The organism is Collinsella sp. CLA-ER-H6 (assembly GCF_040092305.1).
In the GTDB taxonomy this organism is placed as follows: domain Bacteria; phylum Actinomycetota; class Coriobacteriia; order Coriobacteriales; family Coriobacteriaceae; genus Collinsella.
The window spans coordinates 103,600-117,985 of sequence record NZ_JBBNLS010000001.1; the positions used below are offsets into that span (position 1 = coordinate 103,600).

Consider the following 14,386-nt stretch of genomic DNA (forward strand, 5'->3'; position numbering starts at 1 on the left):
CATGTTAGCGCGTATGAATATTAATCCGAATTACCCCGCTAGTTGTCGTCATCGTCCATGGAGCCGTCGATGCCGGTTTTGGTGTCGTCGTTCATATTGAAATCGTCGTCTTTGGCGAAGGGATTCTTGAAAAAGCCCGTAGCATCGGGCTGAAGGCCCGAGAGCTTCATCCAGGGATTATCGAGCTCGGGTTTGGGCATGGCCTGGGCCTCGGGCGCAGTCTCGTTACCGATGAGCTCGGACTCATAGATGAAGGTGTCGTCGCCGAGCGCGTCGTAGGCGGCGACCGGGTTGTCATCGGCATCGCGGTACGGCGTGCCCTTAAACACGGCTCCGTCATAGGCCACAAGCTGACGGCCGGTCTCATTCTCGAAGTAGTACACGAAGATGCCCTTGAGGGCCGCACAAAGCGGGATGGCAATAATCATGCCGATGGGCCCCATGAGTGCCGAACCAATAACGAGAGCCGTAAGGCTCATGATGGGATGCACCTGCACTGAGCTCTGCATGACCTTAGGCGAAATCACATTGTCGGTGACGTTTTGCGCGACCATCGTCACGATGAGCGTCCATAACGCCAACATGGGGCTGAACATAAAGCCGAGTACCGTGGCGATTGCCGCGCTCACCCAGGGACCGACGACCGGAACCAAGTGCATGATGCCAGTGAAGATAGCCATGAGCGCCGCATACGGATGGCCGATAATCAGGAAGCCGATAAAGGCGAGGAAACCACCGCAGATGGACGTCACGACCATACCGCGCATGTAGCCGCCGACAGAGCGAGAAAGGATGGCGACCATAAAGCGGTACGAGGTCTCCTTCTCCTGACCGATGATGGTGCAAATCTCGTGATGCATGCGAGGGTAGTCGCAGGCCATCCAGTAGGCAAGCACCAGACCAAGGAAGATCACGAACAACTGCGAGGCCGTATTGGTGATGAGCGGGAACACACCGCGGCCAAGCTCGGCAGCAATCTGAGACACATACTTCGATGCCACGGTAACCAGCGACGAAAGATTATCGTCCAAATACTCCTTGAGCGGCGTGTTATGGAGCGTCTTGGCATGCGAGATCATCTCATTGAGATCGCCACCCGCAACACGAAGCTGCTCGGGCAGGCGGCTCAGGACTTCCATGATCTGACCAAAGAGAATCGGCGACAAGATGCAAACGACACCGACGAGCACGGCAACAACAACAATAAGCGCGATAAGCGAACCGATGCCGCGATTCACGCCATGGTGCTCGAGCCAGTTGGTGATCGGGGACATCACAAAGGCAATGATGGAACCAACAGCGAGAAACTCGATAACCGGCGCCAGGATGCCCATAAGGTTAAAGATGACAGCGGCGATGACAATGCAGCCGACAACAGCCCAAATGCGAAGCGTCAGAATGCGGGTGTCGCGCAGCACGCGATCGGTTTGTTGGGGGTGTTCACTCATGAACGAATCATCACTCCGTCGGGGTCGATCTTGTCCTGAATCTTCTTAAGCGTGCGGCGCAGCAGACGCGAAACCTGCACCTGAGAAATACCCAGCTTCTTGGCGATCTCGATCTGGGTCATGCCCTTCACAAAGCGCAGCTCGATCACCTCGCGCTCGCGCGGCGAGAAATCACGGATGGCTTCCTCGATCACTAGGCGGTCATCGGTAAAGTCGAGCTCGTTGTCGTCGTCGGCGTAACGGTCGAGAATCGAAGGGGCATCGTCGGAATCGGACGCACCAGGAGCCTCGATGGGCACCGAGGTATAGGCCGAAGACGATTCCATAGCCTCGAGGACCTCATCGACAGTCACATCTAGATACTCAGCGATCTCCTCAACCTTGGGCGAACGCTGCAGCTCGTTGGTAAGTTTGTCAGTAGCCTGGTTGACCTTGGCCGAGAGCTCCTGCAGACGACGCGGTACGCGCACACTCCAGCCCTTGTCGCGAAAATGGCGTTTGATCTCGCCCAGGATAGTGGGTGTCGCAAACGTCGTGAACTCGAGTCCGCGCTCGGGGTCAAAACGGTCGATAGCCTTGAGCAAGCCCAGATAGCCGACCTGCATGAGGTCGTCGAGCGGCTCGCCGCGATTCTTAAATTTGTTGGCAAGAAACCTTACCAGGTTCATATGGGACATGACGAGCTGCTCACGGGCGTCCGGATCACCGGTCTCCTTGTAACGACGAAACAGCTCGCGGGTTTTCTCCTTGTCCCAAGCGGTCTTGCCGCTCCGGGAACGTTCGGTCATATTAGATATCCGCCTTGAGGTCGAGGGAAAGCGTCAGGGGCGCCGTAGTCTTTTCGTAGGAGTCGCACACGCTCGCGAGGATGAGCTCGGCATACACCGCAGCCTGGTCGTCTTCATCGACCGTAGCCTGGTCGCCAAAGGTAATAGTCATGCCAACATGGGTCTCATCGACATCGAATTTGATGGTGATGTCATCGCAGTCGACCGCGGTGCAACCAAAGATGAAAGCCTCCTCAGCAGCCATGCGGATGTCCTCGATGCGATCGACAGACATAGAGCACAGGGCACCAACGTTGGCTGCCGTCATGCGCACAAGGCGAGCGAGACGCGGGTCACCGGCAACGGTCAGCGTGATAGGGCAGGTTGCTTCGCTACTCATCGCAGGACTCCTCAGAGGTCTCGGCGGGCGTATAGGTGTAATACTGAGCCGGCTTGGATACAGACTTCTGACCATCATCGTCGCCCGCGGCAGCCTCGTCCTCGCCAATTAGGACGCGCTCGGTAGGCAGCTCGGCCTCCGCAGCGGCAGCGGCGAGCTTGCGATCGGCGTCGGCTGCAGGAGCCTTCACCTTATTGAAGAGCTTCTGCACAGCACCGGCGGCAGAGTCGGTCACGCTCGACACAGCATTGCTGGCCTCGGCCATGCTGCCCGTAACCTCAGAAATGTCGCGAACCACGGCTTCGACCTCTACGAGATTGGAGGTAAGGGCATCAACTGCCGTCTTGCTCGACTTAAGCAGCGGCTCCATCTGGGCAAGTGCCGGCGTAAGCTCATCGACAGCGCCATCGAGCTTTGCCACCACAGGCTGAGCCTCGGCGATGGTGTTGTTGAGGTCGTTCACGGTCTTATCGAGCGAGTCGACAACATTGCGGGTCTTGCGCAGGGTAAGCGCGAGCTCAGCGATGGCCCACACGCCGGCAACGGCGAGCAGCAGCAGGGCGATTTGAATGGGACTCATACAAGCCTCCCAAAGGAATCGATATACAGACGCTTTTCATGGTACCCCAAAGGGGACCGAACATGCCAAGAGTAGCAACGTGGGACAAAATTATCAGCAGCTACTTCGGTGCATTCCCGCTGCGGTCGCGCTCGCTTTGCTCTACGCGCCACTCTTCCCAGCCGCGCCCGGCAGGCTGCCAGAACGCACCGCGCTCCAGCCCCTCGGGCAAATAGCGCTGATCGACCCAGCCTTCGGGATAATCGTGCGGGTATTTATACACACCGTAGTCGTCGCTGCCTGGGCGATGGCGATCGCGCAGATAACTCGGCACCTCGCGAAGCCCACTAGAATGGATATCGGCCAGCGCCGCATCAATCGAAGCCTCACACGCGTTGGATTTAGGGGCCAAACACACATAGAGTGCAGCCTGAGCCAGGTTAATGCGGCACTCGGGATAGCCAATGACCTCGGCAGACTTAAACGCGGCATGCGCCACCAAAAGCGCCTGCGGGTCGGCGTTGCCAACATCCTCAGAAGCCTGAATCATAATGCGGCGAGCGATAAACTTAGGATCCTCCCCCGCATCAATCATGCGCGCGAGCCAATAGATTGTGGCATCGGGGTCGCTACCGCGCATGGACTTAATAAACGCACTGATGATGTCGTAGTGCATGTCGCCGTTTTTGTCATACGAAAATCCACGACGCGGGTTGGCGATCTTCACGTCATCCACGGTGATGGGATAGCGCTCCCCCGCCACGGGCGCTGGCGTTCCCTCGGTATCGGGACGCGTGACGGCAATCTCGCTCGCAAGTTCGAGCGTCGTGAGCGCCGAGCGAGCGTCACCCGCTGCCAGCGTGCAGATGGTCTTAACCGTATCCTCATCGGCCGAGAACTTGCCGTTCAAACCCTGCGGCGCCTCGAGCGCACGCTCGATAAGCGTGGCGATATCCTCGTCTTTAAGATGCTCAAGCTCCACCACGCGACCGCGCGAGAGCAATGCCGAGTTGACCTCGAAGTACGGATTCTCCGTCGTGGCGCCAATCATAATGACGGTACGGTTCTCAACCGCATGCAGCAAGGCATCCTGCTGAGACTTGGAGAAGCGGTGAATCTCGTCGATAAACAGGATGGTGCGGCGGTCGTAGGTATTCAGGCGCGTCTTGGCCTCGTCAATCACGCGGCGAAGATCCTTCACGGTACCCGTCACGGCGCTGACCTCGACAAACTCGCTCTTGGTATGGTTGGCGATAATGTGGGCCAGCGTCGTCTTACCCGTACCGGCCGGCCCGTACAGAATCACGCTGGAAAGCACGTCGTGCTCGATCGCGGCACGCAACCATGAGCCCTTACCGACGGCCTTTTGCTGGCCCACGTACTCGTCGAGCGAATTGGGTCGCATGCGCACCGCGAGCGGCGCATTTTTAAAGGAACGCTCGCGCGTCGAGGCAGAAAAAAGGTCGTCCATAGCCATCCCGTGCATCAATCAAAAACGTTTTCAACTAACCAGTATACCGAAAGGATACGAACTACCGTTCGTTAATATAGGTACGATGCGGAAACTTTAGACCCGGGAACAGCTTGCTCGTCAGTTCGCAGAAATAACCGTCCGTCATGCTCGCGATATAATCCACCACGGCTTGATCCTTGTCGTCCTGCCAGGCATAGGTGCGATCGTAGTAGGAAAGTTGCTGCTCAATGCGCGAAATATGGTGCTTAAAGATGTAAGAGGACTCGTCACCACTATTTAGATCCCGCAGGCAACGGTCGTAGAGCTTTACGAACGCCTCGCGCAGCTCCGCCTCGGAATCGCCTTCGATACCGCCCTTGCTATAGATCTTCTCGTAGTTCTCGCGCTTGGCTCGGCGAATTTCCTCAAACAGGTCCTCGCTCATCTCGATGCGCGGCTTACCATAGCTGTGCTCAACGATATCGATAGAGGCATGCGTGAGGATCCAACTGTTGTAGGCACCGCCCCGGCCATCATCAAAAACGTCGGGCGAAAGCAGGCCCGCCGCGATCGCATCCTGACGGTCACGACCGACGTAGGCAAGAATATCCGAGATGCGAACGACGCAGCCCTCGAGCGTCATGGGACGCAGATGCCCAATTGCGCTATAGCCCGTGGCAATGCAATCCTCAACCGTCTGGTCAAACTGGTCAAAGGAGCTCATGTCCGAGAGCTCAAACACACGCTGCTCGTACTCGCCGTTATGGCATAGCACGCCGTCGAGCGTCTGGAGCGACACGTTGCGGCCGTACAGTGTGTCGAGCACGCGGACCGACTGCACGTTATGGAAAAAATAACGCCCCGTACGCTCATGATAGATATCGTTGAGGAAACGCTCGCCGGCATGGCCGAAAGGCGTGTGTCCCAAGTCGTGACCCAGGCCAATCGCCTCGATCAGATCGCAATTGAGCCCCAGGGCGCGACCGATATCGCGCGCAATGCGGGAGACGAGCTGCACGTGCAAACCGCGGCGTGACAGATCGTCATTGCTACGGAAGCTAAAGACCTGCGTTTTGCCTGCATAACGGGTGTACGCCGGAAGATGAAGTATCTTTTCGGTATCGCGCATAAACGCCGGACGCATAAGCGTGCCTTTGTCGGCGGCGCGATCAATACGACGAATGACCTGATCGTCGTTGCAACGATACGGGTTGACATAGCCCGAAGCACGATCGGCGGCAATGCGCTCGACAAGTTCGGGCGACAACGCCGAGGGAATACGGTCCATGCGCGCCTTAATGACGGCCGTTTCTTGATTAGTTGCCATGGCATGCTCCTTAAGAAGGATGCGCAATCGGTTACAAAGTGCAGCCCACGACCTCGATTATGGCAAAAATCGGCACCAAAAACGGGAGCAATGGCAGGGAGCGTGATTTTGTGAAGAGGCAGGAGAGGGCCAGGGCCAGGAGTGCGACGGCAAATGCCACGATGCCACCCATAGGGTCGAGCGTGCAAAGCGCGAAGAGCGCCTTGGCATCCCCCATGCCGATGCCCGGGGCGTGGCGAAGGCGCCGCCAGAGCGACTCAGTGAGCACAAGGGCAAGGTAGACGATGACCGCAAGACCGGCGTGGTCAAGCGCTGTGTTCAAACCGAGGTCGAGCCAAACGCCCGCCAACGCCGCCACGGCACATGCGCCGGCAAGCCCATTGGGAAACCGTCGCTCTCGGGCATCAATTGCCACGCCGGCAAAGATGCAAATCCAAAACGGGATATAGGCCATCGGACTCCTCCTCGAGCTGCATCGCAAAAGCAAAAACCACCACAAAGGTGCCTGTCCCCTTTGCGGTGGTTTTGGTGGTGGTTATTTTGCGCCTTGCATGACCTCGTCAAGGGTAACGTTGACGGCGTGCTGCGTCGGCACCCAGTCGACCTTCAGGAACAGCGCGGCCACCGTGATGGGGATATAGCTGAACATAAAGATCGGGAAGGTAAACAGGTTAGTCACCAGGCGCCACTTTTGCGCGCAGTGAATATGCTTGTACTCAAAGATAGTCGTGAGCAGCGCCAGGATAAAGAACGTCTGATACATCATGGCGAAGGTCATAATGAGCGAAGCGGCGCACGCCTGCATCTCGACTTCGGTTGCCAAGAAACCATGCGAAAGGCCACCCACAATCAAGAACGTCGCATTAGCGAGCATCGAGATCAGCGATAGCAGCATACCCGGGGCGATCGTCATGAACATGTCGTAGGCGGCAAAGCGATGATAGCGGAGCATCGACTTGACCAGATGCTTACCGTAGGTAAAGAACACCTGGTAAAAGCCCTTGGTCCAGCGCATACGCTGCTTCCAGGATGCCTTGAACGTCACGGGTTGCTCGTCAAAGAACTCCGCCGGCGCATAGCCAATGCGAATACCGTGAATAGCGCAGAACGTAGTGAACTGAATGTCCTCGGTCAGCGTGTGGAACTGCCAACCGTGCATGCCCTCGATAACGCTTGACGAGATAAGGTAACCCGAACCCGAAACAGCGCAGGACGTCTTACAGATATTGCGCGCGTTGTTGAGGAAGCGCGCCTCGCGTAGATACCACGTGGCATTAGCAGCCGAGATCCACGAGCTGCCGAAGTTCTTGGAATTGCGATAGCTCGTGACCACATGGAAGCCCTGGTCAAAGGCATCGTTCATCTTGGACACGTAATCGCGGGAGATAACGTTGTCGGCATCGAAGATAAAGTAGCCCTCAAACGTGTCGGGATACTCGTTGAGAATGCGATCGAAACCAAAGTCCATGACCCAGCTCTTGCCCTTTCGGGCCAGGTCATTGCGCTCGTAAACAATGGCACCGGCCTCGCGTGCGAGCTGAGCGGTGTTGTCGGTGCAGGCGTCGGCAACGACAAAGACCTCGATAAGCTCGGACGGATAGTCCTGGTCCTTGATGGAGCGTACGAGATTGGCAATTACGGCTTCCTCGTTATGCGCCGCGATAAAAAAGGCATAGCGATGGAGTTTTTTGGCCTTGGGAGGCGCGACCTCGCCACGAAGAGCGCCAATGACAAAGAAGACCACCTGGTACAGAAAGCAGACCGTGAGCAGCGTGACGACAATCTGGTTGAAGATCACGATGGGTGTGTTGGTTTGTAAAAAGGCGAGCATGCAGGCTCCCAGCAACGTGTAACGTAAACAATCGTATATCTTACCGCAGGCTTACCGAGTTCAAGAAACCATCTAATACTGGCTAGGCTTCGAGAAGACCGAGCTGCGGAACGATTTCATCTCCAACGGCCGTGCGACCGAGCGAGCGCGGAGCCAGATCGTCGAGAACCGCAGCGAGATCCCACGGCAACTCGTCACGGCACTCAATGCGCTTCCCCGTTACGGGATGATCGAACGCAACGCGCCAAGAATGCAGGAACTGCCTGGTCAGGCCCTGATCGGCACGCGCATCGCACTTGCCGTAGAGCGGATCGCCCACGCAGGCGTGGTTGATATGGCGCATATGCACGCGAATCTGATGTGTGCGGCCCGTAAACAGGTGGCACTCAACGAGCGTATAGCCGTCGTCAAAACGCGTGGAATCAAAGCGCTCGAGGACCTTAAAGGTCGTAATGGCCTGACGGGCAAAGGGGTCATCCGAAACCGCCATCTTCACGCGGTCGCGCGTGGAACGGGCAATACCGGTGTTGATAGTGCCCTCGTCCATGGCGATGTGACCGTGAACGAGCGTGATATAGCGACGGTCGAGCGTGCGCGTGCGGATGAGATTCTGAAGCGCGCGCTGGGTGTCGTCGTCTTTTGCCGCGAGCATAAGGCCCGAGGTATCGCGATCCAGGCGATGCACGATGCCGGGGCGGTCCTCACCCTGCACAGTACCAAGATGATCGATGCCGCAGTGGTAGACCAGAGCGTTCGCAAGGGTGCCGCTCTCGTGGCCATGGGCGGGATGGCACACCAGGCCCCGCTGCTTGGAGAGCACGATAAGGTAGTCGTCCTCGTAGCGGATATCGAGGGGAATGGCCTCGGGAATCACGTCGGTCGGGTCGTGCGGCTCGGGCAAGTCGACCGAGATGCGATCGCCGGCGCGTACGGCGTACTTTTTAGAGAGACAAGTCTCACCGTTGACGGCAACGGCGCCTCCCTCGATCAGATGCGCGCAGGCAGAGCGCGTGGGACAGCCATCGTTGGCGCCCAAATAGGCGTCAAGACGCTGACCAGCGGAATCGTCGGCAACAAGAATATGGATGTCGGCCATTAACGCTCATTCCTTTCGCGAATCTTGCGGGCACGCTCCCCACGCTGCTTGGCTTTGCGCTTAGCGCGGGCCTCATCACGGGCATTGAGCTCGGCAGTCGCATCAACCTCGCGGGCCGCGGGACTCAAGAACATGTAGCCGAAGAGGGCGAGCACAACGCCCACGGTAATGCCGATATCGGCCACATTGAAGACGGGAAAGTCGATGAAGGTGGTGGCAATAAAATCGGTCACAAAGCCAAAAGTCAGACGGTCGATAGCGTTGCCGATAGCACCGCCCGCAACCATCGCCATGCCCACAACCTCAAGATGGGCGAGCTGGGGTGCACGAACGAGGTACACGGCAATAGCGATAATGACCGCCAACGCCAGCACGGCAAACGCGATGCCATGCCCCTCGCCCATGCTAAAGGCGGCTCCGATATTGCGGACAAATAGAAAGTCGATCACACCGGGGATAACAGTCACATGCAAAGCGTCGCCCACGGCACGAACCGCAAGCTTGGTCAGCTGGTCAACAAGCAGCACAACCAGCGCCACCCCACCAGCAACACCCAACCGCCAACGCAAAGGCGGCGTCATATCCCCAGCACGACCCAAATTAATCCCCTACCCTCAAGATCATCGAATTACGTTTAATACAAAGAACTATCTTATATTGCCATACGCAGAACGCACGACATATCCACCAACGCAAGCGAAATAACCAGCTAAAAACGAAAGCGACATTCCGAATAACGGAATGTCGCTTAATAGCTTTCGACTAAAAACGCAAGTCGAAAGAAAGCCTCTAGCTCCAGCAATGGAAACGCCGCGTTATCGTCACCAACAGCGAAAACGTCCCTAAGCGAGCAAGGTGACGTGAAAGAGGAGGGAAGCGTACTTTGGTACGCGACCGACGATTGAACGTCAGATTGCCGCTTAGGGGCGTTTGCAGCGTCGGTAGGTTACGGCGTTCTACGAACGCCGTAACCTACAAAACATCGGCGCAGCGCTTGCAAATATGCGCGTGGCCGTTGTACTCGCCGACGGTGGTGCGGTAGTTCCAGCAACGGTCGCAGCACTCGCCCTCGGCAGCATCAATGCAGACGGAAAGCTCTTCGCCCTGGGTCAGCTCAACATCGGAGACGATGTAGAACTCGGCAAGGTCGACCGCTTTGTCACCAGTCAGCAGCGCGTACATCTCGGCGGGAACGACCGCCTTGACGCGAACCTGCTGGCTCTTGGTGAAGGTGCCGGCAGAACGGGCATCCTCAAGGGCCTTGGTCACGGCGCTACGGAGCTCAAGAGAAGCCTCGAGCACGCCCTCGAACTCATTGGCCTCGTCGACCGTGATGGGCGACTTGTACCAATCGAGCAGCGCGGCGTACTTCTGGTGATCGACGCAGCCAGCGGGCGCATATGCCATGGCCTCGTCAACCGTGTAGGACAGGATCGGCTGCAGGTCGCGCATGAGCATCGAGAAGAGCTCGGCCAGCACGGTCTGGGCGCTGCGACGCTCGAGCGAGCCGGGCTTGTCGCAGTACAGACGGTCCTTCAGGGCGTCGAGGTACACGTTGGAGAGCTCGGTAACCACGAAGTCATAAAGCGCACGGTAGGCGCGCGGGAACTCGTAGCTGGCGTAGGCGTCGTCGACCTCGGCCTGAACCTGAGTCAGGCGGGCAACCATGAGCTTGTCGAGCGGCAGCAGGTCGGCAAAGGCGACGCCGTCGGTCTCGGGCTCAAACTGACCCTCGAGCTCGGAGAGCAGGAAGCGCAGCGTGTTGCGGAAACGACGGTAGGCATCGGACGTACGAGCAAGGATCTCGTGGTCGATGGACACGTCGGAGCTGGTATCGACGGATGCAACCCACAGACGGATGATGTCAGCGCCCATCTCGTCGCAGACCTTATTGGGGTCGATGACGTTGCCGAGCGACTTGGACATCTTACGGCCCTGGCCGTCGAGGGTGAAGCCCTGCGAGACAACCGCCTTGTACGGAGCGTGGCCGTTGGCGCCCACCGAGGTGAGCAGCGAGCTTTGGAACCAACCGCGGTGCTGGTCGGAGCCCTCGAGGTACACATCAGCCGGATACTCCAGCTCGGGACGGTACTCGCAGACGGCCTTCCAAGAGACGCCGGAATCCCACCACACGTCGAGGATGTCCTTATCGGCCTTGAGGTGATGGCCGCCGCACTTGGGGCAGACGCAGGCCTCGCCCAGGTAGCTCTCGGGAGCGTCGGTGAACCAGGCGTCGGAGCCCTTCTCGTGGAAGAGCTTGATGACGGCGTCGAGCGTGGCGTCGTTCATGACCTTCTCACCGCAGTCGGCGCAAGTGTAGCTGGGGATAGGCACGCCCCAGTTGCGCTGACGGCTGATGCACCAGTCGGGACGCTGCTCGACCATGGCGCCGATGCGGTTGGCCGCGTGGGCCGGATACCACTTAACGTTCTCGCGGACCTCTTTGCCAGCCTGCTCGCGCAAGCCGGTCTTGTCCATCGAGACAAACCACTGGTCGGTAGCACGGAAGAGCACCGGGTGCTTGCAGCGCCAGCAGTGCGGATAGCTGTGCGTGATCTTCTTCTCGAGGACCAGGGTGCCGCGCTCGCGCAGGAACTCGATGATGTGCGGGTTGGCCTCGTCGGTATCCATGCCGCTGAAGGGGCCGCCGGTGCCAAACTCCTCGCCGGTGTAGAACTTGCCGTCGTCATCGACCGGCATGCAAATGTCGGTGATGCCCTCCTTGAGGCAGGCGAAGTAGTCGTCGACGCCGTGACCGGGCGAGTTGTGGACGATACCGGTACCGTCATCGACACCGACGTAATCGGCCAACAGTGCCACGCCCTCAACACCGTCAAAGATCGGCTGCTTATAGTGAATGTGATGGAAGGTCTCGGCGGGAACCACATAGGGCTTGCCGTCGACCACAACCGGGGTGTACTCCCAGCCAAACTCCTCGCAGCACTTGGGAGCCAGGTCCTCGAGCATGACCTCGGCGCGGCCGTCGTGCTCAACGGCGACGTAGGCGGCACCGGGCTTGAGAGAAACTGCCTGGTCGGAGGGGATGGTCCACGGCGTGGTCGTCCAGATGATAAAGTCAACCGGGCCGTCGAAGTTCTCGAGGCCGACGGGCTTGGAGGTCATCTCAAAGCGCACGAAGATGGACGGGCTCGTCTCGTCGGAGTACTCAATCTCGGCCTCAGCAAGTGCGGTATGGCAGTGCTTGCACCAGTGGACGGGCTTGTGACCGCGATAGATCATGCCCTTGTCGAACATGGCCTTGAAAACCTCGATGTCGGCGGCGTCATGCTTGTGATAGAGCGTCAGATAGGGGTTGTCCCAATCGCCGAGCACGCCCAGGCGACGGAAGCCGGCCTTCTGCAGCTCGATGTTCTCGACAGCGAACTTATTGCAAAGCTCACGGATCTTAGCCGTGGAGGTCTGGTTGAACTTCTCGGTGCCGAGCTTCTCCTCGACCTTATGCTCGATCGGCTGGCCATGGCAGTCCCAACCGGGAACATAGGGAACCTCATAGCCCTGCATCATCCAGTAGCGGTTGATCATGTCCTTGGAGATCTTGTTCATGGCGTGGCCGATGTGGATCGGGCCGTTGGCGTACGGAGGGCCGTCGTGCAGCACGAACTTCTTGTGACCCTCGTTCTTCTTCAGAACCTGCTCGTAGACCTTGTTGTCCTGCCAGTCCTTGAGTCGCTTGGGCTCGGACTTGGAAAGACCGGCACGCATGGGAAAACCGGTTTTGGGCAGATTCATCGTCTGCTTGTACTCGTTTGCCACGGTACCCCTTTCATGTCGTGGGCGCGCACGCCCGTTGGGCACCAAAAAAGCGCCCGTCCCTACAAGCTGGGACGAAGCGCCACAAAACGAGCTGTACGCCCGCAAAAGCTCTTCGCTTAACCACCCAGCTTAGATGCCCTCGCCCGCGTAATCGCGCGCTCGCATCCGTTACTCGGCTGGCCTGTATCGACGACCATCTCGGCGATATCTACTAAGATGTGCCTGTGCGGCACATCCGTTGGGACCGCAGCTCCGGGGTGATTTTCATCGGTCGCATGCACGGGTTCTCAGCGCTCCCCGCTCTCTGTGGCATGCGGACGGCCGACTACTCGTCCCCATCAACGCTTATGCGGAGTATGCTAGCACGTTCCGCGCCGGCGAAAAACCCTCAACACTGGTTTCATACGTAAGAAATTTCTCGTGGTCGTTAGCCTTCTCTAGGAGCAAAATAACTGAAAGCACTTTAACTAACGAAAGAAGGCTGCCATGCGCACAATCGGAATGAGCGACTACACCGTCGGCGAGGATTGCTTTACCGAGCTGCCCGCCGCACTGGCGGAGTACGGCGCGAAGAAAGTCGCCATCATTGGTGGCAAGCGAGCCCTAGCTGCGGCGCTGCCGGGCATCGAGGCGGCGCTTGAAGGTACCGACGTCGAGATTCTGGAGACGCGCGTCTACGGCACCAACAGTACGCGCGCCAATATCGCCAAGGTCGTGAACTCCCCCGCTTGCCAGCAGGCAGACGTGCTTATCGCCTGTGGCGGCGGCAAGGCACTCGACACCGTCAAGACAGCGGCAATCGAGCTCAAGAAGATTGTCTTTACGGTGCCGACGATTTGCTCTAACTGTTCCGCCGCGACCGCCATTGCCGTCGTCTACAACGACGATGGATCGCTCGAGGGCTATTCGTACCCCAACCGACCGGCGCACATCTTCATCAATCCCAAGATCATCGCCGAGGCTCCGGCGGAGTACTTCTGGGCCGGCGTGGGCGACGCCCTGTCCAAGCAGCCCGAAGTCGAGTACGCCACGAGCGCCGGCGACCTGGAGCACACCGCCGGCCTTGGCCTGGCTCTTGCCCACACCTGTTCCGAGCCGCTGTTTACCTACGGTGTTCAGGGTCTTGAGGACGTTCGTCAGAATCTGTCGAGCGAGGCCGTCAAGCAGATCGCGCTCGACATCGTGGTCAACACGGGCTATGTCTCGAACCTGACCAACCAGAACGATTACTACTACAACTCGAGCGTGGCGCACGCGTTCTACAACGCCACCTGCAGCATTCCGCGCGAGGTCACCTACCTGCACGGCGAGGTCGTGAGCCTGGGCGTGCTCGTGCTGTTCGCCTATACGGGCGATACCGAGAACCTTGAGCGCTACGCGGCCTTTAACAAGCAGATGGGCCTGCCCGTGACGCTTGAGCAGGTCGGGCTTTCCGAGTCCGATATCCCGGCCCTGTGCGAGTACGCGCACGCCACCAACGAGTGGAAGCAGGGCAACCCCGAGCCCTTCACCGACGAAAAGTTCGCCGCCGCCATCAAGGCCGCCAACGCCTACGGCCACACGCTCTAGGCCTAGCCCAAAACCACCACAAGGGAGCAGTGCCCTTGTGGTGGTTGTTTATTGCTCCACCATTCAGTTCGTACTCGAACCCGGTTCTTTACGAGAAAGGGTTCGGGTACGATTTTTTATCGGAAATTCTGCGGAAGGACTACTCGGAACGGTAAACAGGAA

12 protein-coding genes are annotated in these 14,386 nt (G+C 58.4%); 1 reads left to right on the forward strand and 11 read right to left on the reverse strand.

What is annotated here, in order from left to right:
• Nucleotides 1-38: 38 nt before the first annotated feature.
• From AAAX77_RS00470 to ileS, 11 genes are all read right to left on the reverse strand, one after another.
• Nucleotides 39-1,448 carry an AI-2E family transporter gene (locus tag AAAX77_RS00470; protein ID WP_349104208.1) on the reverse strand — a complete coding sequence of 470 codons (1,410 nt, stop codon included), beginning with the start codon at nt 1,446-1,448 and terminating at the stop codon, nt 39-41.
• Nucleotides 1,445-2,236, reverse strand: coding sequence for an RNA polymerase sigma factor SigF (locus AAAX77_RS00475; RefSeq protein WP_022094589.1), 792 nt, complete (start codon nt 2,234-2,236; stop codon nt 1,445-1,447). Before AAAX77_RS00475 ends, AAAX77_RS00470 begins: the two co-directional genes overlap by 4 nt.
• A gap of 1 nt (nt 2,237) precedes the next feature.
• Nucleotides 2,238-2,615: a hypothetical protein gene (locus tag AAAX77_RS00480; RefSeq protein ID WP_006233993.1), complete on the reverse strand. Its 378-nt coding sequence runs from the start codon at nt 2,613-2,615 to the stop codon at nt 2,238-2,240.
• Nucleotides 2,608-3,195 carry a hypothetical protein gene (locus AAAX77_RS00485; RefSeq protein WP_346981353.1) on the reverse strand — a complete coding sequence of 196 codons (588 nt, stop codon included), beginning with the start codon at nt 3,193-3,195 and terminating at the stop codon, nt 2,608-2,610. Before AAAX77_RS00485 ends, AAAX77_RS00480 begins: the two co-directional genes overlap by 8 nt.
• A 100-nt stretch (nt 3,196-3,295) precedes the next feature.
• The gene (locus tag AAAX77_RS00490; RefSeq protein ID WP_346981354.1) at nt 3,296-4,645 is read right to left on the reverse strand and encodes a replication-associated recombination protein A; all 1,350 of its coding nucleotides are present in this window, start codon (nt 4,643-4,645) and stop codon (nt 3,296-3,298) included.
• A 61-nt stretch (nt 4,646-4,706) separates the two neighbouring features.
• Nucleotides 4,707-5,954: an HD domain-containing protein gene (locus tag AAAX77_RS00495; protein ID WP_349104209.1), complete on the reverse strand. Its 1,248-nt coding sequence runs from the start codon at nt 5,952-5,954 to the stop codon at nt 4,707-4,709.
• Between the two features lie 31 nt (nt 5,955-5,985).
• On the reverse strand, nt 5,986-6,408 hold the full coding sequence (locus tag AAAX77_RS00500; protein ID WP_260698951.1) for a prepilin peptidase: 423 nt from the start codon (nt 6,406-6,408) through the stop codon (nt 5,986-5,988).
• A gap of 81 nt (nt 6,409-6,489) precedes the next feature.
• On the reverse strand, nt 6,490-7,785 hold the full coding sequence (locus AAAX77_RS00505; protein ID WP_349104210.1) for a glycosyltransferase family 2 protein: 1,296 nt from the start codon (nt 7,783-7,785) through the stop codon (nt 6,490-6,492).
• Between the two features lie 82 nt (nt 7,786-7,867).
• The gene (locus AAAX77_RS00510; protein ID WP_346979561.1) at nt 7,868-8,881 is read right to left on the reverse strand and encodes an RluA family pseudouridine synthase; all 1,014 of its coding nucleotides are present in this window, start codon (nt 8,879-8,881) and stop codon (nt 7,868-7,870) included.
• On the reverse strand, nt 8,881-9,408 hold the full coding sequence (gene lspA, locus AAAX77_RS00515) for a signal peptidase II (protein WP_346979560.1): 528 nt from the start codon (nt 9,406-9,408) through the stop codon (nt 8,881-8,883). The genes AAAX77_RS00510 and lspA overlap by 1 nt, the downstream gene beginning before the upstream one ends.
• Nucleotides 9,409-9,853: 445 nt before the next feature.
• The gene (gene ileS, locus AAAX77_RS00520; RefSeq protein ID WP_349104212.1) at nt 9,854-12,655 is read right to left on the reverse strand and encodes an isoleucine--tRNA ligase; all 2,802 of its coding nucleotides are present in this window, start codon (nt 12,653-12,655) and stop codon (nt 9,854-9,856) included.
• A 486-nt stretch (nt 12,656-13,141) separates the two neighbouring features.
• On the opposite strand from ileS, the gene AAAX77_RS00525 reads away from it, so the two are divergent.
• On the forward strand, nt 13,142-14,224 hold the full coding sequence (locus AAAX77_RS00525) for an iron-containing alcohol dehydrogenase family protein (protein WP_349104214.1): 1,083 nt from the start codon (nt 13,142-13,144) through the stop codon (nt 14,222-14,224).
• Nucleotides 14,225-14,386: the final 162 nt, after the last annotated feature.